The following is a 21,152-nucleotide window of genomic DNA, read 5'->3' on the forward strand; positions in this document are numbered from 1 at the left end:
ACCGGAACCCCGGCCCGCGCGCGACCCGCAAGCGGGCTCAAACCGTAGCGGGGCCACATGTCATTGCGATGACCGCCGCCTACGGCCGACGTGAAGCCAGTCACCCATCAGGAATCAATAAATCGAACAGACCACCTCATCCACGCCTGGGGTCAGAGCCCGTTGCGCAGCAACGGGATCCGACCCCGTGCCGGCCCAGACGTGTCGACCAAGGTCGACACCCACCAGGAGCAGTTCATGCCGTTCCGGCAGATTGCGGGGAACTGTCGAAGGCGGGGGTGGGTCTGGTTGCAGGGGTGTCCGCGGCATGGATGCCGCGGCCAAGCCCCCATGGAAGGGTTTACGGCGTCCCCTGCAACCGGACCCACCCCGCCATCCAACGGAATGCACGCTGTTGCTTCGGCTGTTGCTTCTGGGGTTGCCGGCCAGCGGCCGGCACTACCTGCGGGTGCCGGGCGCCACCCGGGCGGAAACCCCCGCCCTTCACAGCGGCAGCCGGGTCGTCTGCTTGATCCGCTGCATCGGAATCTCGGTCTTGGTGTTCTGCACGCCGGCGATCCGGTTCAGGTGCTGCATCTGGAACTGCCGGTAGGCATCAAGGTCGGCCACCGCCACCCGCAGCAGGAAATCGCAGTCACCGGCCATCAGATGGCATTCAAGCACTTCCGGGAACGACTTGATGCTGTTGATGAAGTGATTGGTGGTGTCCTCGTCCTGCCCGCGCAGCCACACGCGGACGAATACCGTGAAGCCACGGCCCACCTTGGCCTCGTTCAACAAGGCCACGTAGCGGTCGATGTAGCCGCCTTCCTCCAGCAGCCGCACCCGACGCAGGCAGGCCGACGGCGACAGCCCGACCAGCCGGGCAAGCTCCAGGTTCTGCAGGCGGCCGTCGCGCTGCAGGGCGTCGAGGATACGCCGATCGAGGTTGTCGAGCTGATACTGCATGGGATTTCGTCCTTGTCACTTTTGGCCGCATGAAATATCAATCATCCAGAATCCAGTGGCATCAACGCAACCCGATTTCGCGATCGGACCGCTAGCATGGGCCACCCCCACCTCGTTGTGCCGTTCCATGGACGCCCGTACCACCCTCCCCCTGCCCGACACCTGCGATACCGCGCCGCGTGCCGAATTCCTGCGCGGCCTGCGCGCCGCCGTGCCGGTGATGATCGGTTTCATTCCCTTCGCCCTGGTGCTCGGCGCGCAGGCCGCGCAGAAGGGCCTGAGCGCACTGGAAGTACCACTGATGACGGGCCTCAACTTCGCTGGCGGCTCGGAGTTCGCCGCCGTCGAACTGTGGACCTCGCCACCGCACATCGCACTGATCGTGGCGATCACCGCACTGGTCAACAGCCGCCATCTGCTGATGGGCGCCAGCCTGGCCCCACTGCTGCAGCACCTGCCGCGCCGCCGGGTGCTGCCGGCGTTGTTCTTCATGTGTGACGAAAGCTGGGCGATGGGCGTGGCCGATGCGCGCCGCCGTGCGCTCGGCTTCAGCCTGGCCTATTACCTGGGCGTCTCCGCGGGCCTCTACACCGTCTGGGTGGCCTGCACCGCGCTGGGTGCGATCGTCGGGCCGCTGCTGGGCGACATCCACGCCTACGGCTTCGACATGGCCTTCCCCGCCGTGTTCCTGGTGCTGCTGCGCGGCATGTGGCAGGGCATGAAGGCCGCGCGCCCGTGGCTGGTCAGCCTGGTCGTGGCCGCCGCCACCTATCTGCTGATCCCGGGTGCGTGGTACGTGGCCAGCGGCGCATTGGCCGGCCTGGCCGCCGCCTGGCTGCTGGCGGAGGACGCAGCATGATCTTCAACGGCCTGATCCACTGGTCCTCGGTGCTGACCATCGTGCTGATGGCCGCCGCCACCTACCTGACCCGCATCGTCGGCTTCCTCGCGCTGCGCAACCGCACGCTGGGCAAGCGCGCGGTGACGGTGATGGAAGCCGCCCCGGGCTGCGTGCTGATCTCGGTGATCGCTCCGGATTTCGTCGCCGACAAGCCCGCCGACCTGGCCGCGCTGGCGATCACCCTGCTGGCCGCCACGCGGCTGTCGATGCTGCCGACGGTGCTGATCGGCGTGGCCTCGGCCGGGCTGCTGCGCTACCTGATGGGCTGACTGCGGTGCGCCGGGCAAAGGCCCGGCGCTGGCCAGTCATCGCAGCACCGCCTGTACGCGCGCTGCCGTCAGGCGCTGCTGCTGGCCGCAAGCAGGCACAGGCTGCGCGGCGGCAGGGTCCAGGCACCTGCTTCATCCGGCTCCAACGGCGTTTCGTCGGTCTGCAGGAGTACGCGCCGGAACGACAAGGCTTCATCCGACACACTGAACCGCTGCGGCTGGTCTCCGGCGTTCAACAGCAGGGCCAGGCTGACATGCCGCCCGGGCTCGCGCAGGCCGCTGTCCGGGCTGCGGCCGTCCAGCACGATCAGCAGCGCACGCAGCCCTGCGTCATGCCAGTCCGCTTCCTCCATGCTGCGGCCGTCAGGATGCCGCCAGTCGATATCGCGCAGGCCCAGCGCTTCATCGTATTCGCCGCGCAGGAACCGGTTCCTGCGCAGCAGGCCATAGCGTCGGCGCAGCGACAGCGCCCGGCGTACGAACGCCACCTGCGCCTGTGCAGCCGGCGATGCCGCACGCTCCCAGTCGATCCAGCTCAGCGGGTTGTCCTGGCAGTAGGCGTTGTTGTTGCCCTGCTGCGAATGGCCGAACTCATCGCCGGCCAGCAGCATCGGCGTGCCCTGCGCGAACAGCAGCGTGGCCAGCAGGTTGCGCATCTGCCGCGCACGCAACGAGAGAATCGCCGCATCATCGGTGTCGCCCTCCACACCGTGGTTGCTGGAGAGGTTGTGCGAGTGGCCATCGCGGTTGTCTTCGCCGTTGGCCTCGTTGTGGCGATCGTTGTAGCTCACCAGATCGTGCAGGGTGAACCCATCGTGCGCCGTCACCAGGTTGATGCTGGCCGAGGGCCGCCTGCCATGATGTTCGAACAGGTCGGCCGAGCCGGTGAAGCGCGTGGCGAATTCCGGCAACTGGCCGCCATCGCCGCGCCAGAGCGCGCGTACCGTATCGCGGAAGCGGTCGTTCCATTCCGCCCAGCCCGGCGGGAACTGGCCCAGTTGATAGCCGCCAGGGCCGATGTCCCATGGCTCGGCAATCAGCTTCACCTGGCTCAGGATCGGGTCCTGGCGTACCGCATCAAGGAAACTGCCCGAGGCATCGAAGCCATGCCGCTCGCGGCCAAGGATGGTGGCCAGGTCGAAACGGAACCCATCCACCCGCATCTCGGTCACCCAGTAGCGCAGCGAGTCCATCACCATGCGCAGCGCGCCGGCATTGGTCAGGTCGAACGTGTTGCCGGTGCCGGTATCGTTGATGTAATAGCGGCGATCATCGGCCAGGCGGTAGTAGCTGGCATTGTCGATGCCCTTGAAGGACAGCGTAGGGCCCAGCTCATTGCCTTCGGCGGTGTGGTTGTAGACCACGTCCAGGATCACTTCGATGCCGGCACTGTGCAGCCGCGCGACCATCTGCTTGAACTCGGCCACGGTGCCCAGCGAGAGGTAGCGTGGCTGCGGCGCGAAGAAGCCGATGGTGTTGTACCCCCAGTAGTTGCGCAGCCCGCGTTCGAGCAGCTGCTGGTCATCCACGTAGGCATGCACCGGCAGCAGCTCGATGGCGGTCACCCCCAGATGGCTGAGGTGGTCGACCACCGCGTCGTGGCGCAGGGCAGAGAAAGTGCCGCGCTCGGCCTGCGGAACATCGGGGTGCTGCATGGTCAGTCCGCGCACGTGCGCTTCGTAGATCACGGTCCGGTCCCAGGGCGTTGCGGGTGCACGTTCGACACCCCAGCTGAAGGCCGGATCGATCACCGCGCAGCGTGGCATGTAGCTGGCGCTGTCGCGGCGGTCGAAACTGAGATCGCCATCGCGGTGGCCCAAGGTGTAGCCGAACAGGTGCGGCGCCCACTTCAGCTCGCCGACGATCTGCTTGGCGTAGGGGTCCAGCAACAGTTTGTTGGGATTGAAGCGATGCCCCTCCTCCGGCGCATACGGGCCGTGCACCCGATAGCCATAGCGTTGCCCGGGCCGCACGTCCGGCAGGTAGCCGTGCCAGATCTCGTTGGTGTACTCAGGCAGGACGATGCGCTCGACTTCACGGTTGCGCGCATCGAACAGGCACAGCTCCACCCGGGTGGCATGCCGCGAGTACAGCGCAAAGTTCACGCCCAGCCCGTCCCACGTCGCGCCCAGCGGGAACGGCCGGCCTTCGCGCACGCGCGAGGTCTGCGTCCACTTACGGCTGGCCATCGGTGCCCTCCTCGCCGCGCGCCGCGGCAATCTCGGCCTCCACCAGGCGCTCGGCCATGTGCCAGTGCCGCTGCTGCTGATCGTCCGGGCGCCCCTCCGCTTCCCAGATCTGGTGGGCCAATGCCTCAATCCGCTGCCGTCGTTCCCTGCTGTCCATCCCTACCTGTCTCCTCGTTGATCCATATCGCCAGCGGGCTGCCAGCCAGAAGCCTGCCCACGTCCGCGGTTGCGTTGAAATGTTCGATGCGCCCGTCCAGGAGGTTGCGCATGGGGCCTGTCGGCACACCGTGCAGTGCTACGCCGGTGCCGACGTCGTGCGCGGCGTGCAGGCTGGGCCCAGGCACGGCGGCGGGCGAACCCCGCCGCACGATCACCAGCAGCACCTGCGCTTGATGCCTGCGCGTGAACGCCAGCCACGGCGAGCGCGCAGGCGCGGACAGCGGCTGCAACTGGCCATGCAGGAACAGGTGCGGGTGCCTGCGGCGGCACTCCAGCAATTGCCGCAGCAGGAATGCCTTGATGCCACCGTCCCGCCAGTCTTCCAGCAGCGCGGGCCACCCGCGCGTATCGCGCAGCCACGCCTGCCGCGCTGGATAGTCCACGGCACGCCGGTTGTCCGGGTCCACCAGGCTCAGGTCCCAGCCTTCGCCGCCCTGGTAGAGGTCGGGCACGCCGGGCAGGCAGTGCTGCAGGCACAGCTGCGCCAGGCCGTTGCAGGCGCCGGCCGGCGCGATGCGCGCCACGAACGTCGCCAGCGCCTCGCGCACCGGCTGCAAGGGCGCTGCGTCCAGCAGCGCGTGCAGCCACTGCGCGGCGGCCTCCTCCACGGCCACATCCGGGTCTGACCAGCTGCTGACCCGCTTGCCCTCGCGCAATGCCTTGGTCAGCCATTGCACCATCCTCGAGGCGAAGTCGGCGCCAGGGGCACCGTGCATCGGCCATGCGGCCACGAGCGCCTGCCACAGTGCGTAGGCCTCGGCACCCGGCAATGGCATCGGCGCGCCGGCGCGGGTCAACATCCGGTTCCAGCGCCGCACAGCGTCCCGCCATTCGAACGTGCAGGTACTGAGAACCGCCAGCCTTGCCCGGCTGTCGGCGCCGCGCTTGTGATCGTGGGTCGCAAGCGCAAGCAACGCCCTGGGATGGCGACGCAGGCGCGCGGCGGCGTGTTCCAGCAGCGCGCGCCCCTCCATGCCCAGCCGCTGTGGATCACTGCCGACGTCGTTGCGCGAGAGCAGCCTGAAATAGCGATAGAACCCGGTGTCTTCCACCGACTTGGCATTCAACGGCGCGGCCAGTTGACCGAAACGCGCACGCAGCACGCGCTCGGCCTGCGCCTCGCCGGCAAGCGCTGCCAGCAACAGGTCCAGCGCCGCGCGTGCGGCACCGTCCAGTGCCAGGCGCGCTGCGGCGGCAGCGTCCGCCAGCGCCTTTCGTTCACCCGCCCCCTGCAGCGAATAGGGCCGGTAGGTGCGGTAATGCCCCAGCACGGAAGCCAATGCGCGGGCCAGCGCAGCCACTCCGATATCGGCTTCGGCCAGCCGCGGCTGCAGGACCTGCTGCGCGCTGCGCAGCAGCCGCTGGAAGTCGGCATGAAGGCCTTGGCGCAGCAACATGGCGCGGGCGTCCTGCTGGATCCGGTCGAAGCTGCGCGGGTCACCGCCCAGCGCCTGCCACGTGCGCGAGAGCGCGGGTGCAGCCGCCGGATCGTGCAACCAGGCCCCGGCCTGGTCCATGAAGTCATAGCCGGTGGTGCCGTCGCAGGCCCAGCCGTCGGGCAGCTGCTCGCCCTCGGCCAGTATCTTCTCCACATGCAGGCTGACGGTCTGCGGGTCACGACCGCCGGCCGCGCAGGCGGCGTCGAGCGATTCACGCAGGCGCTGCAGGTACGCGCCCGGGCAGGACAGGCCATCCACGTGGTCGATGCGCAGGCCGTCCACCCATCCCTCGCGTACCAGCCGCAGCGGCAGCGCATGCACTGCCTCGAACACATCCTCGCGCTCCACCCGCAGCGCGGCCAGTTCGTTGATATCGAAAAAGCGCCGGTAGTTCACCTGATCGCCGGCCGTGCGCCACCAGGCCAGACGGTAGTGCTGCCGCTGCAGCAGCGTGTGCAACCGTTCAACGCTGCGGTTGCAGCGTTCGGCCCACGCCGGCCACTGCGCGGGTTCCAGCGGATGGCTGCGCGGCGACAACGGCAATGCCAGGCCATGGTGGCGCAGCACGGGCCGCGCGTTGTCCACCACCACGCGCACCACGCCGTCGCGTACCGCGTCGTGCAACGGCCGGTCCAGTACCGGCAGCCAGAGCCGGCCCTCGCAGCCCGGCGCCTCCCACTCGATGTCAAACCATGCTGCGTGCGGGCTTCGAGGCCCGTGCATCAGCACATCGCTCCACCACTGGCTGTGCGGGGACGCCGCCAGATGGTTGGGCACGATGTCCAGGATCAGGCCCATGCCGTGCGCGCGCGTCACTTCCGCCAGCTGCCGGAAGCCCGCTTCACCGCCCAGTTCCGGATTGATGCGAGCCGGGTCGATGCCATCGTAGCCATGCGTCGACCCGGGCACCGCCGCAGCGATCGGTGACAGGTAAAGGTGGCTGACGCCCAGCGCGGCGTAGTACGGCACCTGCGCGGCAGCCGCCCCGAGGTCGAAGCCTGCGTGCAGCTGCAGGCGCGCGGTGGCACGCAACCCCGTCATTGCCCGGTCCTGCGGCGCGTGGCACTCAGGCGCGCCAAGCGCGCATCGGCCGCGTCAGCATCCCACGTCGGCGGCAGGCGGCGGCGCCAGTTGGGATGGCCGCCGACGGTGCCTGGCAGGTTCACCTGTGCGCGACCGCCCAGCGCGTCTTCCAGCGGCAGCAACGCCAGCCGGGACGCCGCGTGGGCGACCAGAGACAACGCCCTGGCGTCCAGCGGCGCGCCCTCGCCGCCAACCACCGCAGACAGTGCCTGCGCGTCGCTGGCACGCGCGCGCAGTGCCGCTGGCAGATCCGCCAGCTCACCCAGGCGTGCGCGCCAGCGCAGGTCACGCCCGCGCAGCCAACCGGCCAGCGGTGGCAGGTCATGGGTGGAGGGCATGGCCACTGCATCGCGGCGCCACTGCGGCGCCGGCAGGAAGCGCGCGCCGTTGCGGGCGAACGGCAGCACCTCGATGCCCAGAATGCCCCGGGCTGCCAGCCGCTGGCGCATGCCCGGCGGAACCACGCCCAGGTCTTCGCCGATCAGCACGCAGCGATGCCGCCAGGACTCCAGCACCAGCAGGTTGATCAGATCATCGAACGGATAGCGCAGGTACACGCCCTGCCCGGCGTCCGCGCCACGGGGCAACACCCACAGCCGCAGCAGGCCCAGGATGTGATCGATGCGAAGCCCGCCGCGGCCGGACATCACGGCGCGCAGCACGCGAAGGTAGGGGGCGAAGCCCTCGCGCAGCAACGCCATCGGTGACCAGCTGGTGATGCCCCAGGCCTGGCCGAGCGGATTGAACGCGTCCGGCGGCGCACCCAGCTCAAGTCCCTGCAGCAGATCAGCCCCCCGGTGCGTGCCTCCACGCCCTGCGGCGCGCAGCCCACGGCCAGGTCGGCAATCAACCCGATCGAAGCGCCCTCGTCGCGCAGCGTGGCGTGTACCTGCGCCCAGCCCTGCTGTGCCAACCACTGCGCAAACGCGTGGTCGTCCGCGCTGCCGGTGAACCGGTCGGCGGCATGCTGGCAATAGTGCCGTAGCGGATCGCCCTGCATGGCACGCCAGGTTTCGATCTGTGCGTGCTGCGACGGTGCCTGCGCTGCAATCCATTGGCGAACCTGCCGTATCCAGCGCCACTTCACTGCCGCCGAGTGCGGCCAGTCAATGCGACGTGCGGCAGTTCCCGCTTCCACCGCCGCCGCCAGCGCCTCGTCCCCGCCCAGCACGCTGTTGGCGGCATCGGGCAATACCTGCGGCAGGGAGACCTGCAGCGGGTCGAGCCAGCGCCGGTCGCTGGGCGAATAGGGGCTGTAGCCTGGGCCCGGTGGCATGCCCGCGTGCAGCGGGCTCAACGCCAGTGCGTCGCCGCCGTGCCGGTGCAGCAGCTCGCTCCATCGTGCACAGCCGGCACTGTCACCGATGCCGGCATCACCGGGCGCGCGCAGGCTGTAGACCTGCGCCGACAGGCCCCAGCCGCGCAGCGTGCCCCGCGGCCACCAGGCACGCTGTGGCGCCACCGCAACCGCCTGTTGCTGGTCGCCCCGGCGCCACTGCCAGTAACCCGGCTGGTCCGGCACGCGCCAGCGGCCCTGCGCATCGGCACGGGCGGGCAACGCTGCGCCCTGCTCATCCACCCAGCACGCTGCGCCGGCTGCCTCCGGCATCACCAGCAGCTGTCCGCAGCAGGCCGTGCGCAGGCCAGCGTGCTCGGGCACCGCCTCGCACTGCAGCCCCTCCAGCACGGCGCGCAGCACGTCCGGCGCGACCTCGCGCGCGGCACCGGCCACGTCGGTCCAGCGGACCAGCAGGCCCGCACGGCGGGCCGTCTCCCGCACCGCTGCATCCGTATTCATGCGGCGACCCAGCAGGCCAGCACGCCGCCGCCTGCCGGCAGCATCCCGGCAGCGTCCGGCCCCACGACGTACTCGCCGGCCGGCACCGCATGCGCCACCGGCACAGGGCCCACGTTGATCGCGATCCACCATTGGCCCGATGGCAACTGCCAGCCCGCCTGCACCGCGCCTTGGCCAAGCACGCGCGCGCCCAGCGACCGCGCCTGCAGCAGGCCCGGCTGCAGATAGCGCCTGCGCAGGCCGAGGAATTCACCCGAGCAGCGCAGCCAGTGCTGCGACCAGGGATCATCGCCGGGCGGCGGCGTGTACGACGCCTGCAGGGTCGCCGCATCGTTCGGGTCCGGAATACGCGCGCGCGCGGCGGCGTCGGCAAAGGCGCTGAAACCAGCGAACTCACGGCGACGCCCTTCACGCACCGCCTCGTCCAGCGGCGGCGCGTAGTCGGTGAAGAACAGGAAGGGCGATTGCGCCTGCCACGGCTCGCCCATGAACAGCAGCGGGATCATCGGCGTCAGCAGGGTCAGCGCCAGCGCCGCGCGCAGCGGCGCAGGATCGGTCAGCATCGACAGGCGCTCGCCGAAAGCGCGGTTGCCCACCTGGTCATGGTTCTGCGCGAATACCACAAAACGCGCGGGCGACAGGTCGGCGCTGGGTTCGCCGCGGGGATTGCCGCGCAGGTCCGGTTCACCCTGCCAGGCGAATCCTTCGGCCAGGCAGCGCGCCAGCAGTGCTTCGGCGCGACCGGCATAGGCCGCGTAATAGCCTTCCTGCTCGCCGGTCAGCATCACGTGCAGCGCATTGTGGAAGTCATCGTTCCACTGCCCCTGGTAGGCGCCGCGCAGCCACCGCGCCTGGTTGCGCTCGTTCTCCAGCACCAAGTGCGCGTGCGGGGCCACCGCGCGTACCTCATCGGCCAGCTGCTGCAGGAAACGGTCATCGTCAATGGCGTGCACCGCGTCCAAGCGCAGGCCATCGAAGCCGTAGTCGCGCAACCACATCAGCGCGTTGTCGATGAAAAAGCGCCGCACCCAGGGCTGGCAGAAGTCGATGGCCTCGCCCCACGGCGTGCTGCGGTCGTCACGGAAGAACCCGCGCGCGTAGTCGCGCAGGTGGTTGCCCTGTGGTCCGAAGTGGTTGTAGACCACATCCAGCAGCACCGACAGCCCTGCATCGTGCGCCGCTTCGATGAAGGCCCTCAGCGCTGCCGGCCCGCCATAGGCATGGGCCGGCGCATACGGGAACACGCCGTCGTAGCCCCAGTTGCGCTGGCCGGGAAACTGCGCGACCGGCATCAGTTCAATGGCGGTGATGCCCAGCGCGGCCAGCATCGGCAGTTGCGCGGTCAACGCCGCGAAGCCGCCCCCGGCCTCGATATGCACCTCATAGATCACCAGGTCCTGCCAGGCATGCCCCTGCCAGGCAGGCCGCGCTGCCTCCGTATCCAGCACCACCGCGCTGTCGCCGTCGATGCCGTCCGGCTGCCAGCGCGAGGCCGGGTCGGGCACGTCCTGGCCAGAAGGCAGGCGGAACCGGTAGCGGTCGCCATGCGATGCCGGTATTCGCAGCCAGTGGCAGCCGTCCGGGTCGCGCTGCATCGGCCGCTGGGTGCCTTGCAGGCACAGCGCCATCGTCCTTGCGCCCGGTGCCCACACGCGGAACTCCACCCCGTCACCGGCCACCGGCCAAGCGCCCAGGCGCGGGGCCACTGTGGTCATGCATCAACCTGCAGGTAGAGCGTGGACAGCGGCGGCAGCGTGAGCCGCAGCGACTGCGCGTGGCCGTGCATCGGCCTCGGCTCGGTATGCACTGCGCCGAGGTTTCCCGCATTGCCGCCACCGTAATACGCGCTGTCGGTGTTGAGCCGTTCGCTCCAGCGCCCCGGTTGCGGCACCCCGACCCGGTAGCCGTCGCGACGCAGCGGGGTGAAGTTGCTCACCACCAGCAGGGTGCGGCCGCTGCCGGCAGGATCCCGGCGGATGAAGGCGTAGACGCTGTTGCGACTGTCGTCCGCCACGCTCCAGTCGAAGCCGCGTTCGTCGCGTTCGTCGCGATGCAACGCCGGTTCGGCGCGGAGCACGTTATTGAGGTCGCCCACCAGGCGCGACAGGCCCTGGCCCTCGCTGCTGGCCGCCCGTGCCCAGTCCAGTGCCGCATCGTGCGACCACTCATGGCCCTGGCCGAACTCGCCGCCCATGAACAGCAGTTTGCTGCCCGGGTGCGCCCACATGAAGCCGTAATACGCGCGCAGCTGGGCCAGCCGCTGTGCCGGCTCGCCCGCCATCTTGGCCAGCAGCGCCCCCTTGCCATGCACCACCTCGTCGTGGGACAGCGGCAGCACGAACCGTTCGGAGAAGGCGTAGACCAGGCCGAAGCTGATCTGGCTGTGGTGATGCGAACGATGGACCGGATCGCGCCCCAGGTACTGCAGGGTGTCGTGCATCCAGCCCATGTTCCACTTGTGGGTGAAGCCAAGCCCGCCCTCCTCCACCGGCGCTGTCACCCCCGGCCACGCGGTGGATTCCTCGGCGATCACCAGCACGTCCGGGAAGCGCTCCCGCAGCGTCTGGTTCATCCGCCGCAGGAAAGCGACCGCCTGCAGGTTCTCGCGCCCGCCCTGCTCGTTGGGTACCCACTCCCCCTCGGCACGGCTGTAATCCCGGTACAGCATCGACGCTACGGCGTCCACGCGCAGACCGTCGACATGGAAGCGCTCCACCCACTCCAACGCACTGCCGATCAGGTAGGCGGCCACTTCGTTGCGGCCGTAGTTGTAGATCAGCGTGTCCCAGTCGGCGTGCACCCCTTCGCGCGGGTCGGCATGCTCGTACAGCGCGGTGCCATCGAACCCGGCCAGGCCATGCGCATCGTTGGGGAAGTGCGCGCTCACCCAGTCCACGATCACTCCCACGCCGGCCTGGTGACAGCGGTCCACGAAGCGTGCAAAGGCCTGTGGCGTGCCGTGGCGTGCCGTCGGCGCGTAGATCCCCAGCGGCTGATAGCCCCAGGAACCGCCGAAGGGATGCTCGCTCACCGGCAACAGCTCGATATGGGTGAAGCCAAGACCGGCCACGTACGGAATCAACCGGTCGGCCAGGGCATCCCAGTCCAGCGGCGCACCATCGTCGCTGCGCTGCCAGGAACCCGCATGCACTTCGTAGATCGACAGCGGTGCGCAGGTTCCGGCCAGGCGGCGGGCCGCCAACCAAGCATCATCGTGCCACTCCATTTGCCCAGCCGAAGGCACCCGCGATGCGGTCGCCGGTGGCAGCTCGGCCCAGCGCGCCATCGGATCGAACTTGTCGGGCATCACCCGGCCGTCGGCGCCGACGATGCGGAATTTGTAGCGGGCACCGGCCTGCACGCCCGGCAGGAACAGCTCCCACACGCCGGCGGTGTGACGCAGCCGCATCGGATGGCGTCGGCCGTCCCACCCGTTGAAATCGCCAACCACGGCGACCCGCTGGGCATTGGGCGCCCACACCGCGAAGCGCACGCCCGCAATGCCCTGCACCTGCATCGGCACCGCACCCAGCTGCCGCGCCGCATCGGCATCACCGGCATGGAACCGCTGCAGCAGGGCTTCGTCCAACAGTGGACCGAACGCATAGGCATCGTGCACCTGCTCCACGCCCTGTTCGAAATGCAGGGCAAGCAGCGGTATCGCCGCGTCACCGGCCGCGCCCTCGAACAGGCCGTGCAACGGGCCAGGGGACAGGTTCCAGCGCCGCCCATCGTCTGCAATCACCTCGACGCGCTGCGCATGCGGCACCAGCACGCGCAGCTGGCGTCCGCCTTCTGGCTGGCGATGCGGGCCCAGCCAGGCGAATGCATCGGCCGGGCGCGCGTGGACGAGGTCCTGCAGCGCCGGGGCGATACGCTGATCCAATCCCGTCTCCGTGATCGCTTCATCCTCCAGGGCGGCCAGATGCAGGCTGTCGTGGCTCATGCGGCCACCTGGCAGGTCTGCTGGTACAGGGCCAGATACGCGCGACCGGCCGCATCCCAGCCACCCGGCCGCAGCATGGCGGCGCGGCGCATGGCCTGCAGCAGGCCGGGCAGGCGGAAGGTGCGCATCGCCCGTTCCACGCAGCGGCGCAGGCCATCGGCATTGGCGCCGTGGAACAGGAATCCGGTCACGCCATCCTCGACGGTATCCACCAGCCCGCCGGTCGCGTGTGCGATGGGCAGGCAGCCGAAGCGCTGCGCGTACATCTGGCTCAGCCCGCAGGGTTCGAAGCGTGAAGGCATCAGCAGGAAGTCGGCGCCGGCAAACATCTGGCGGGCCAGCGCCTCTTCGAAGCCGATGAATGCGCCCACCCGTCCGGGGTAGCGCCGGGCCAGCGCCTGCACCTGCGCTTCCACCTGCGGCTCGCCGCCGCCGATGATGACCAGCTGGCCGCCGGCCGCCACGATCTGCGGTGCCACATCGCAGGTGATGTCCAGGCCTTTCTGGTGCACCAGGCGGGAGACCACCGCGAACAGCGGGCCGGTCGACGGCGCCAGCCCGAACGCCTTGCGCACCGCATGCGCGTTGGTGGCGCGCCCGGTCCATTCGCCGATGCCGAAATGGGCCTTGAGGTGGATGTCGCGGCGTGGATCCCAGCTGGCGTCGATGCCGTTGACGATGCCACTCAGGTGTCCGCCGGCCGCCCGGCGCGCCAACAGGTCATGCAGCCCGCAGCCGTCATCCGGGGCGGTGATCTGCTGCGCGTAGCGCAGGCTGACCGTGTTCAGCCGCGTGGCATTGGTGATGCCGCCCTGCAGGAACGACATCTGCCCGTGGAAGTGCAGTTCATCCAGGTGTTCGGCCGGCACGCCCAGCACCGGCGCAAGCGCGTAGGGGAACAGCCCCTGGTAGGCCAGGTTGTGGATGGTCAGCAGGGTCGGCACGGCTGTCCGGTCCCAACGTACGTAGGCGGCAGCCATGGCCACCGGCCAGTCATTCAGGTGCAGCAGCTGCGGCGCCCAGTCCAGCCCGGCACGCCCGGCCGCAATCTCCGCAGCCGCATGCGAAAGCGTGGCGAAGCGGACCGCGTTGTCTTTCCACTCCTGTCCCTGCCCATCCACGTAGGGCGAGCCCTCGCGCTCGTACAGCCCAGGCGACAGCAGCACGTAGATAGGAAGGCCGTCGGCCTGCACCGCCATGCCGATCGTGCACGCGGGCAACCCGGCTCGGGCGCTGACCCGCCCCACCGGTCGCAGCTGTGGCAGGCGCTGCAGAACCTCCGGGTAGCCGGGCAGCAGCACGCGCGAATCACATGCACCGCGCACCGCACGCGGCAACGCCGCGGCCACATCACCCAGTCCGCCGGCCTTGATGAAGTCAGCCATCTCGGTGGCGACGAACAGCACGCGCTGCACCAGTTCTGGGAGATCCAACGGTTGCGAGTGGCCGCGGCGAGTGCCGATCGGCACGGGCGTGAGCGGAGAGATCGCAACGGGTGAAGCGGACTGGGCGGCGCGGGCCATGGGGATGATCTCGGATGCTTCAGGCAGACAGACGCCAGCGGCGCCCGGACGGGCGCTTGTGCTGGGAAGGAAGTCGACGCAGGACGTGGGGGACGTCAGCGAGAGGCTCAGGACGACAATAGCCCTCCATGCGATCAATCAACCGTGAAGCCATGGCGATTTCTTTGTGACAAGGCGTCATGAGCTCAGTACACATGACAGGCGCCCGCCTCCTGCCCGTGTCTCTCCTGTAGAGCCGAGCCCGCGCCCGGCTGCCGGCAATCCCGTTTGCCCCGTGAGCCGAGCATGGGCTCGGCTCTACAGGGATTCTTCCTGCGACACCCGGTCGCAGGCCATCGAGCGACGCGCTTGACCAATGTCAAACCGCCCGCCGCCGCGCGGGCGTATTTCTATGCAGGACCCGAACACGCCGGCACTGCCGGCATCCACAAGGACCCTGCGATGAGCTACACCCCCGACAACGCCCAGCTGCTGAACGCCATGCAGAACGTCATGGTGATCTCCACCACCGACATGCAGGGCAACATCACCTACGCCAATGACCTGTTCTGCACGCTCACCGGCTTCGCCCGCGAGGAACTGATCGGCCAGCCGCACAGCATCGTGCGCCACCCGGACGTGCCCAAGGCCGTCTACAAGGACATGTGGGACACCATCAAGGCCGGCAAGACCTGGACCGGCATCGTGCCCAACCTTGGCAAAGGCGGCGTGCTCTACGTGGTCGACACCACCGTGCAGCCGCTGTTCGACGCCGACGGCAACATCACCTCGTACATCAGCATCCGCCGCGTGGTGAACGACCTGATGCAGAACTACGACCTGGTCGAGTTCAGCAAGGAAAAGTTCGACGACTTCTACGAGGCCGCGTGAACGCTCTCCCGACCAGTACGCCCTTCAGCCGCCTGCTGGTGGGTTTTGCGTCCGAGTCGGGCAACGCCCGCGCCCTGGCCCAGCGCCTGGGCGCGGGCCTGCAGCTGCACGGGCCGCAGGTACTCCCGTTCAACGACATCGACGTGGCCAGTCTCGGCCAAGGCGATGTGCTGCTGGCAATCTCCAGCTCGTTCGGCGATGGCGAACCGCCGGCCAATGGCGAGCAGTTCTTCGAAACACTGCGCCAGACCCCGACGCTGCGCGGCCTGCGCTATGCGGTGTTCGGCCTTGGTGACACCGGCTACCCGAGCTTCTGCGGCTTCACCAAGGCGCTGGATGCTGCATTGAGCGAGCGCCAGGCCCAGCCGCTGCTGCAGCGGGTGGACGCCGATCTGGGCTACGAGCAGTTCTTCCAGCAATGGCAGCCGGTGCTGGGCCAGGTGCTGGAGGGTGACCTCAGCGCTGGCCAGCACCTGCACCTGCAGGTCACCGCCTATGGCGAAGACAATGCCTTTGCCGCGCGCATCCTCGAACGCCGCCGCTTGAACAGCAGCGACCCGGCCGCGTGGCACCTGCAACTGGACATTGCCGGCAGTGGCATGGCCTATCGCGCGGGCGACACCCTGCACGTAGTACCCGGGAACGATCCTGCCCTGCTGCAGGCGTTGGCCACCTGGTACGGCGACACCGCCGCCGTGGCCGCCCTGCACGACCGCGAGCTGCGCCTGCTGAGCAAGGGCGTGCTGCGCGAACTGGCCCGGCTGGGCGGTAGTGAGGCACTGAAGGGCCTGCTGAAGGTCAGCCAGAAGCGCGAGCTGGACGCCTACCTGCACGGCCTGGACCTGCTGGACGTGCTGCAGGACCACGCCACGCCGGACAGCGTGCCGCTTGCCCGGCTGCGCGAACTGCTGTCACCGCGGCTGCCGCGTGCCTATTCGATCGCCTCGCACCCGTGCGACGACCAGCTGAGCCTGTGCCTGCGCGAAGTGCGCTACACCCTGCGCGGCCGCGAACGCTTCGGCACTGCCACCGGCAGCCTCCTGCATGGAGGCGACCATGCCCGTGTGTACTGCCGCTCCAACCCCGGCTTCCACCTGCCCGATACCGGCGAGGCACCGCTGCTGCTGGTCGGTACCGGTACTGGTATCGCACCCTTGATGGGCCTGCTGCAGGAACTGCAGGCCAACGCCTGCGAACGCGAAGTGCACCTGGTGTTTGGCGAGAAGCACCGCCAGCACGACTACCTGTACCGTGACCAGCTGCTGGACTGGCGCACGCGTGGCGTGCTGGCCGGCCTGCATACCGCGTTCTCGCGCGATGGCGCCGAAAAGATCTATGTGCAGCATGTGCTGCAGCAGCGCGGCGATGAAGTGCGCGATGTGCTGGCCCGCGGTGGGCATCTGTACCTGTGCGGCAACAAGCGCCACCTGGAAAGCGCGGTGCGCGAGGCCATCGATGCCATCGGCGGCGAAGGCCACTGGGACACGCTGCGCAATGAAGGCCGCACGCACTGTGAATTGTACTGATCCGTTGATCCTGTAGAGCCGAGCCCACGCTCGGCTGCTGTTGGCGTTGTCGCGCAGAGCTGCCGAGCATGGGCTCGGCTCTACAGGTGCACGTCAACCGTCGACAATGCGGCCGTCCACCACGCGCGCCACCTGCTGGCCGAACATGGCCACATCCTGCGGGTCATGGCTGATCAACAGCAGCGGAATGCCGGTCCTGTCCAGCACGGTCTCCAGCTCCTGGCGCAGATGATGGCGAAGATCATGGTCCAGCGCGGAAAACGGTTCATCCAGCAGCAGCGCCTGCGGCTGTGTCACCAGCGCGCGCGCCAGCGCGGTACGCTGGCGCTGTCCGCCGGAAATCTGTGATGGCAGCAGATCGCCCACCGCGTCGATGCGGAAGGCGTGCAACCACTGTTCCACCGCGTCGAAGCGCTGGCCGATCCGCGGATTCAGCCATCCCTTCTGCAGCCCGAACGCCACGTTCTGGCGCACGCTCAGGTGCGGGAACAACGCGTAATCCTGGAACACGTAGCCCAGCCGACGGCGCTGCGGTGGCAGGTCCACGCCGGTGGCCGTATCGAACAGGGTCTGCCCCTGCAGGCGCACATGGCCCTGGCCTGGCCGCAGCAGTCCGGCCACCGCCTTCAGGGTCAAGCTCTTGCCGGCGCCGGAGGGTCCGAACAGCACCACCTGCCGCTGCGTGCACTGCAGCGATACGTCCAACACGAAATCCTGGCCGGCCGCCTGCAGGCGACGCTGCACCTGCAGGTCAAGCCACATCACGCAGCTCCCGGCGACGTCCGCCCACCAACCGCGCAGCCAGCAACAGGATCACGATGCACACCACCGAGGTCAGGATCACCAGCGCATTGGCCTTGCCGTCCTGACCGGCCTGCACCGCCTCGTAGATGGCGATCGACAACGTCTGCGTCCGGCCCGGAATGCTGCCGGCCACCATCAACGTCGCGCCGAATTCACCCATCGCGCGTGCAAACGCCAGCAACAGGCCGGCAAGAATGCCGCGCCAGGCCAGCGGCAGCGTGACGCGGAAGAACACCGCCGCTTCGGACACACCCAGCGTCCGCGCGGCCTGCTCCAGCTGTCCGTCCACTTCCTCGAACGCCGCGCGTGCCGGCTTGAACACCAGCGGCAGCGAAGCCACCGCCGCCGCAATCACCGCAGCCTGCCAGGTGAACACCAGGTTGATGCCGAACCACGACTGCAGCCACGCGCCGATCGGGCCGTTGCGACCGATCAGCACCAGCAGGTAATACCCCAGCACCGTTGGTGGCAGCACCATCGGCAGGGTCAACAGCGAATCCAGCAGCTCACGGCCGGGAAAGCGCCGACGCGCCAGCAGCGCGCCCAGCGCCACGCCCAGCACCAGGTTGATCGCGGTGGCCCAGCCGGCCACCTTCAGCGACAACCCCAATGCACTCCAGTCCAGATCCATGCGTCAGGGCTTGCCGAATCCGTGCCGGGCCAGGATCGCCTGGCCCTGCGCCGAACGCACGAAGGCGACAAACCGCTTGGCCTCTGCCGGCTGCGCGCTTGCCCTGGTCACCGCCAGCGGATAGGCGATGCGCCCGGACACCGGTACCACGAAGGCACGGCGTACCCGGTCCGGCATGGCCTGCGCGTCAGTGGCATAGACGAAGCCGGCATCCACTTCACCGCGCGCCACGTAATCCAGCGACTGGCGCACGTTCTGCGTGGTGATGATCCGGCCCTGCACCGACGGCCACAGGCCGGCCGCTTCCAGCGCGCCCTTGGCATAGCGGCCGACCGGCACGCTGTCCGGGTTGCCCAGTGCGATGCGTTGCACGCCGGCACCGGCCAGGTCCTTCAAGCTGCGCGGCGCGGCCCTGGCCTGCGGCGGCGCCACCACCCACAGCGCGTTCACCGCGAACACCGCGCGGCTGCCGGCCGCCAGCAGGTCCTGCTGCTGGGCCTGGTCCATGGTGGCTTCATCGGCCGACGCGAACACATCCACCGGCGCGCCGCGGCTGATCTGCTGCAGCAGTACGCCAGAGGCGGCGAAGTTGAAATCGACCTTGGTTCCCGGATGCGTCTTCTCATAGGCCGCACCCAGTTCGCGGAAGCTCTCGGTCAGGCTCGACGCCGCCGACACCGTCAGGTCGGCCGCCCAGGCCGGTACCGTGGCCAGCAGGCCCAGCCACAACAATGCCGCTCGCTTCATGCCCAGCCCCCTGCCTGATCAGTCCAGTCCGGCGTCCCGGGCTACGGCCAGTTCCGCCAGCCGGTCCGGGTCCAGCAACAGCATCTCACGTTGGTTCACCGCAATCACACCGTCGTCGCTCAAGCGGCGCAGTACCCGGCTCACCGTCTCCGGCGCCATCCGCAGGTAGTTGGCGATCTCGGTGCGGGCCATGCTCAGGTTGAAACGGGTGGCGGAGAATCCGCGCCGGGCATAGCGCTCGGAAAGATCCAGCAGGAACGCCGCCATGCGCTCCTCGGTGCGATGGTTGGCGGCCAGCGTGGCGACCTTGCCGATCTCGGCGCTGAGCAGGCTGAACAGCCGCGCCTGCAACCCCGGCATGCGCGTGGCCAGCAGGCTCAATCGCGGAAACGAGATCCGGCACAGGTAGACGGTGTCCAGGGCCACGGCGTTGCAAGGGAAGCGCGCGCCGTGGATGGCATTGAGCCCGATCACCTCGCCCGGCAGGCTGAAACCCAGCACCTGCTCGTTGCCCTGGCTGTCATCGACGAACGTCTTGACCATACCGGCACGCACCGCGGCGATCGAGTCGAATGGATCGCCGGCACGGAACAGGTAGTCGCCGGCCTGGAACGGGCCGACGTGGTCGACCAGCACATGCAGTTCGCCCAGCGCGGTCTTGTCGTAGCCCTGCGACATGCAGGCGTCGGAGAACGCACAGGTGCTGCAGAAGTGCAGCGCGTCTCCGTCGTCGGCCGCTGCCGGATTGGGCGTGGCCGGCCGGGACGCAGAGGGAGCGGAGGGGTTCAGAGGCATTGCAGCGAGGCAGGAACGAAGGCCCTCATCATACGACAGCGCACCGCCCGGCCCTGCGCAACGTGCACCTACTCTGGCGCGGGTTCGGAACGCCGCTGCGGGCCACGCTGCCGCATGCTGTCGCGCACGTCCACGTCGAACTGCAGCTGCAGCATGCTGTCGTCATCCAACGCGATACCGAAGCCCAGCCCATCCCGGCAGGGCAGCCTGCCCGCCAGCGACTCAACGGCCTGGCGAGGCAGTACCAACCGGCAGAATGTCCCGCCATCGAGCAGCACCGCCTGATCGCCGGCATGCAGCGACAGCGCCACGCCCCAGCCACCGCTGCCACCAAAGCGCGTCAGGTTCTCCACTGATTCGCCGGCCAGCAATCCTGCCAGTTCTTCTTCATCCACGCGCAGGCGCATCGATTGCTGTTGCAGCTGGACCTTCATGCTGTGATGGACTCCCATTCCGACGGGGTGTTGCAGTTGAGCAGCAACGCCTGATCCTCCGGTGCCAATGGCAGCCGGATTACGCCCAGGCGTTCCTGCAGGGCGCGCAGTGAACGGCGCGCCGTCGGATCATCGATCAAGGCCTGCAGCACGCGGCGGCAATGATCATCGATCTGCAACCGCATCGGCAACGGTTCATCGTCGAATACCGTGCAGGCACGCCCTTGATCGGCCTGCAGCCGCTGCAACAGCGCGGGTGTCACCCGCGGCGTATCGACCGGCACCACCCAGGCGGGGCCGTCTGGCATCTGCATCGCCACACTGTAGAGGCCGCCCAGCGGGCCGCAGCGTGCGACCCGGTCCGGGATGCCACCAAAAGCTGGGTAGTCGCCGCTCACCCATACCCTCCCGGCGCCGGCCTGCAGCAGCAGGCCGCGCATGTGTTCCAGCAGCGTGCGGCCGTGCCAGGGCAGCAGCGCCTTGTCGCGGCCCATCCGGCTGGACAGGCCGCCGGCCAGCACGATGCCATCAATGGGGATGTTCGTGATCGTGCGCATGGTCATGGCCGGGTTCGCCGTCCGCATGGCACAGGCTGCAACCCTCGCTCCACGCGCTGTCGCCGTCCTCGTAATGCTCCTGCTTCCAGATCGGGCACTGGTGCTTGACCACCTCGATCAACTGCCGGCAGGCGCGGAACGCCTCGTCACGGTGCGGGCTGCCGGCGGCCACTACCACCGCCACCTCGCCGATGCCGAGCCGGCCCTTGGCATGCGCCACATACAGCTTCAGCTTCGGACCGAACGTGGCTTCGACCTCGGCGGCCAGGCGCTTGAATTCGTTCAGCACCAGCGGTTCAAACAGGTCGTAGGTGATCCCGGTCACCCGCCGGCCCACGTTGACGTCGCGCACCTTCCCGATGAACACGTCGATGCCGCCGAAGCCCGTATCGGAAACCGCCGCGATGCCCTCGGCCGGATCGATTGCCGCCTGCGCGCGGTCCACGACCTTGGCGATGATCGTCTCGCTCATC

The 21,152-nt window shown here is 68.7% G+C and carries 18 protein-coding genes and 1 pseudogene; 4 read left to right on the forward strand and 15 right to left on the reverse strand.

Going from position 1 to position 21,152, the window contains the following annotated elements; all coding sequences use genetic code 11:
- Positions 1-483 precede the first annotated feature (483 nt).
- Entirely contained in the window at positions 484-948 is a 465-nt protein-coding gene (locus AC5P7I_RS19945) for an Lrp/AsnC family transcriptional regulator (protein ID WP_111205433.1), read from the reverse strand.
- 127 nt (positions 949-1,075) lie between these two features.
- Between AC5P7I_RS19945 and AC5P7I_RS19950 the strand changes: the two genes are divergently transcribed.
- Together AC5P7I_RS19950 and AC5P7I_RS19955 are read left to right on the forward strand one after the other, a co-directional pair.
- Positions 1,076-1,807 carry an AzlC family ABC transporter permease gene (locus tag AC5P7I_RS19950; RefSeq protein WP_049439472.1) on the forward strand — a complete coding sequence of 244 codons (732 nt, stop codon included), beginning with the start codon at positions 1,076-1,078 and terminating at the stop codon, positions 1,805-1,807.
- Positions 1,804-2,118, forward strand: coding sequence for an AzlD family protein (locus tag AC5P7I_RS19955; protein ID WP_014647378.1), 315 nt, complete (start codon positions 1,804-1,806; stop codon positions 2,116-2,118). Before AC5P7I_RS19950 ends, AC5P7I_RS19955 begins: the two co-directional genes overlap by 4 nt.
- A 68-nt stretch (positions 2,119-2,186) precedes the next feature.
- Here AC5P7I_RS19955 and glgX read toward each other — a convergent pair whose 3' ends face one another.
- The 7 genes and pseudogenes from glgX to glgA all read right to left on the reverse strand — a co-directional run bounded on the left by glgX (position 2,187) and on the right by glgA (position 14,315).
- Positions 2,187-4,307 (reverse strand): glycogen debranching protein GlgX, encoded by a 2,121-nt coding sequence (gene glgX, locus AC5P7I_RS19960; RefSeq protein ID WP_014647379.1) that lies wholly within the window; start codon positions 4,305-4,307, stop codon positions 2,187-2,189.
- Positions 4,294-4,464: a DUF2934 domain-containing protein gene (locus tag AC5P7I_RS19965; RefSeq protein WP_014647380.1), complete on the reverse strand. Its 171-nt coding sequence runs from the start codon at positions 4,462-4,464 to the stop codon at positions 4,294-4,296. The genes glgX and AC5P7I_RS19965 overlap by 14 nt, the downstream gene beginning before the upstream one ends.
- Positions 4,433-7,006 (reverse strand): malto-oligosyltrehalose synthase, encoded by a 2,574-nt coding sequence (treY, locus tag AC5P7I_RS19970; protein ID WP_164077141.1) that lies wholly within the window; start codon positions 7,004-7,006, stop codon positions 4,433-4,435. The genes AC5P7I_RS19965 and treY overlap by 32 nt, the downstream gene beginning before the upstream one ends.
- A pseudogene (locus AC5P7I_RS19975) lies at positions 7,003-8,846 on the reverse strand (4-alpha-glucanotransferase). The gene treY and the pseudogene AC5P7I_RS19975 overlap by 4 nt, the downstream one beginning before the upstream one ends.
- Complete coding sequence (gene treZ / locus AC5P7I_RS19980; RefSeq protein ID WP_164077143.1) at positions 8,843-10,561, reverse strand: malto-oligosyltrehalose trehalohydrolase; 1,719 nt, start codon at positions 10,559-10,561, stop codon at positions 8,843-8,845. Before treZ ends, AC5P7I_RS19975 begins: the two are co-directional and overlap by 4 nt.
- Positions 10,558-12,792 carry a 1,4-alpha-glucan branching enzyme gene (locus AC5P7I_RS19985; protein WP_262088178.1) on the reverse strand — a complete coding sequence of 745 codons (2,235 nt, stop codon included), beginning with the start codon at positions 12,790-12,792 and terminating at the stop codon, positions 10,558-10,560. The genes treZ and AC5P7I_RS19985 overlap by 4 nt, the downstream gene beginning before the upstream one ends.
- Positions 12,789-14,315 (reverse strand): glycogen synthase GlgA, encoded by a 1,527-nt coding sequence (gene glgA / locus AC5P7I_RS19990; RefSeq protein ID WP_080354736.1) that lies wholly within the window; start codon positions 14,313-14,315, stop codon positions 12,789-12,791. The genes AC5P7I_RS19985 and glgA overlap by 4 nt, the downstream gene beginning before the upstream one ends.
- Positions 14,316-14,756: 441 nt before the next feature.
- On the opposite strand from glgA, the gene AC5P7I_RS19995 reads away from it, so the two are divergent.
- On the forward strand, positions 14,757-15,185 hold the full coding sequence (locus AC5P7I_RS19995; RefSeq protein ID WP_164077145.1) for a PAS domain S-box protein: 429 nt from the start codon (positions 14,757-14,759) through the stop codon (positions 15,183-15,185).
- On the forward strand, positions 15,182-16,711 hold the full coding sequence (locus AC5P7I_RS20000) for a flavodoxin domain-containing protein (RefSeq protein WP_164077146.1): 1,530 nt from the start codon (positions 15,182-15,184) through the stop codon (positions 16,709-16,711). The genes AC5P7I_RS19995 and AC5P7I_RS20000 overlap by 4 nt, the downstream gene beginning before the upstream one ends.
- 93 nt (positions 16,712-16,804) lie before the next feature.
- Here the strand turns inward: AC5P7I_RS20000 and AC5P7I_RS20005 are convergent, their stop codons facing one another.
- The 7 genes from AC5P7I_RS20005 to AC5P7I_RS20035 all read right to left on the reverse strand — a co-directional run bounded on the left by AC5P7I_RS20005 (position 16,805) and on the right by AC5P7I_RS20035 (position 21,151).
- The gene (locus AC5P7I_RS20005) at positions 16,805-17,473 is read right to left on the reverse strand and encodes a sulfate/molybdate ABC transporter ATP-binding protein (RefSeq protein ID WP_126412424.1); all 669 of its coding nucleotides are present in this window, start codon (positions 17,471-17,473) and stop codon (positions 16,805-16,807) included.
- On the reverse strand, positions 17,463-18,146 hold the full coding sequence (gene modB, locus AC5P7I_RS20010) for a molybdate ABC transporter permease subunit (protein ID WP_005409908.1): 684 nt from the start codon (positions 18,144-18,146) through the stop codon (positions 17,463-17,465). Before modB ends, AC5P7I_RS20005 begins: the two co-directional genes overlap by 11 nt.
- A gap of 3 nt (positions 18,147-18,149) precedes the next feature.
- Complete coding sequence (gene modA, locus AC5P7I_RS20015; RefSeq protein ID WP_134808966.1) at positions 18,150-18,893, reverse strand: molybdate ABC transporter substrate-binding protein; 744 nt, start codon at positions 18,891-18,893, stop codon at positions 18,150-18,152.
- Positions 18,894-18,911: 18 nt separating this feature from the next.
- Positions 18,912-19,688, reverse strand: coding sequence for a helix-turn-helix domain-containing protein (locus AC5P7I_RS20020; protein ID WP_046430997.1), 777 nt, complete (start codon positions 19,686-19,688; stop codon positions 18,912-18,914).
- Positions 19,689-19,756: 68 nt separating this feature from the next.
- A complete protein-coding gene (locus AC5P7I_RS20025) occupies positions 19,757-20,122 on the reverse strand; it encodes a hypothetical protein (RefSeq protein WP_014647390.1) in 366 nt (121 codons plus the stop codon).
- Positions 20,119-20,685 carry a molybdenum cofactor guanylyltransferase gene (mobA, locus tag AC5P7I_RS20030; protein ID WP_197557430.1) on the reverse strand — a complete coding sequence of 189 codons (567 nt, stop codon included), beginning with the start codon at positions 20,683-20,685 and terminating at the stop codon, positions 20,119-20,121. Before mobA ends, AC5P7I_RS20025 begins: the two co-directional genes overlap by 4 nt.
- Positions 20,651-21,151 (reverse strand): molybdenum cofactor biosynthesis protein MoaE, encoded by a 501-nt coding sequence (locus tag AC5P7I_RS20035; protein ID WP_262088179.1) that lies wholly within the window; start codon positions 21,149-21,151, stop codon positions 20,651-20,653. Before AC5P7I_RS20035 ends, mobA begins: the two co-directional genes overlap by 35 nt.
- Between the last annotated feature and the right edge of the window lies 1 nt (position 21,152).

The sequence above is a fragment of the Stenotrophomonas sp. YJH_SMC_138 genome (genome assembly GCF_059369855.1).